The sequence below is a fragment of the Herbiconiux daphne genome, from assembly GCF_024979295.1.
In the GTDB taxonomy this organism is placed as follows: domain Bacteria; phylum Actinomycetota; class Actinomycetes; order Actinomycetales; family Microbacteriaceae; genus Herbiconiux; species Herbiconiux daphnes.
Genome location: NZ_JANLCJ010000119.1, coordinates 1 through 1,167 on the forward strand (window position 1 = coordinate 1; position 1,167 = coordinate 1,167).

A 1,167-nucleotide genomic window follows, 5' to 3' on the forward strand; every position below is an offset into this window, starting at 1 on the left:
GCTTAAATTCGATGTTTGAATTTGATTTCAGGAAAAGAAAAAGCCCCCGATTAAGGAGGCTTGATAGGTGAGGGTAGAAGAGGATTAACTTTCTTTCTGGTACTCTTCGAAAGTTTCAACGATTTGCATTAACAATGCTACATCATATCCGTTTCCGTGGTTGCTGCTTGATTCAACACAAACGGTAATCCAGTTTTGAAGGGATTTAATAGCTGCGCTCTTAACTTCACTACCTTTGATGTAGTTGAAGTATTCAGACCAGAATTTTTCCCACACTTGCACCTTATCAGCATCACCTTTTACTTTATCAAAGGTACGTAATAAGCCAGCCTTAACACCGGATGAAAGGTAGCGATCATATTTGCTAACCTGTTGTGTAGTGCTTTTCCCACCTTTCATGATTTTAAGCGATTCTTTGCTATCCTGCTTTTTATAGCTTGCATCAAGCCCAAAGCTATCTACAAACTTAAGAGCATCAAGGAAATACTCACGCCCTTCTTGCTCTGTGAGAAGGTTCTTAGCCAGCTTGAATGGAGATTTCCACGGCTTATTAACAAACTCTGATTTAGGTTTAAAACCAATTGCCTTATTAGCCATATCTGCATTTTCAGCAGTGCTAATATCAGCTAAAGGAGATCCAAATACTTTAACCTCATGCAATACCTGATCATCTGTAAGAGGTGCTACCCATACCATCAAGAAAAGGCTCTTAGGTTGTTCAAGATGTGAATTACCATCAGCATCTTTAAGATCCCAGGCATACGCGCGGCTATGACCATCTAATTTCATCAGAGGGAGAGAGCAAAGAGGGTTATTAGCTTTCACTACATCAACCTGAGTAGTAGTGAAGAATTTCCCGTTGTACTCAACAAGGCTACCCGCTTCATCTTGTTCAAGCTGGAAAGGTGCATTAGTGCGATCCAGGAGCAAGAGCGCCGCTTCTACTTCTACTTTCTTCCAGATAGCGGCGTTACGCTCTTTATCCAAAAGCACAGCATGTACAATACGCTGTTGATGAGAGGTAATAGCCCCTTTCAGGTGATTGCGCTTAATGCGATCCTTCACATCACGGTTAAACGGGTAATCATTGATTGCTAAAAATTCTTCAACGCTTACGCCTGTGAATTGCTGGATCTCCATTTCTGGAATAATTACCGGATCTTCACC

General features: G+C 41.3%; 1 protein-coding gene. It reads right to left on the minus strand.

Translation table 11 applies throughout. From position 1 onward, the window contains the following. Positions 1 to 84: 84 nt before the first annotated feature. Positions 85 to 1,167: hypothetical protein (locus tag N1032_RS23460; protein WP_259542770.1), on the minus strand; the 1,083-nt coding region annotated here is incomplete at its 5' end.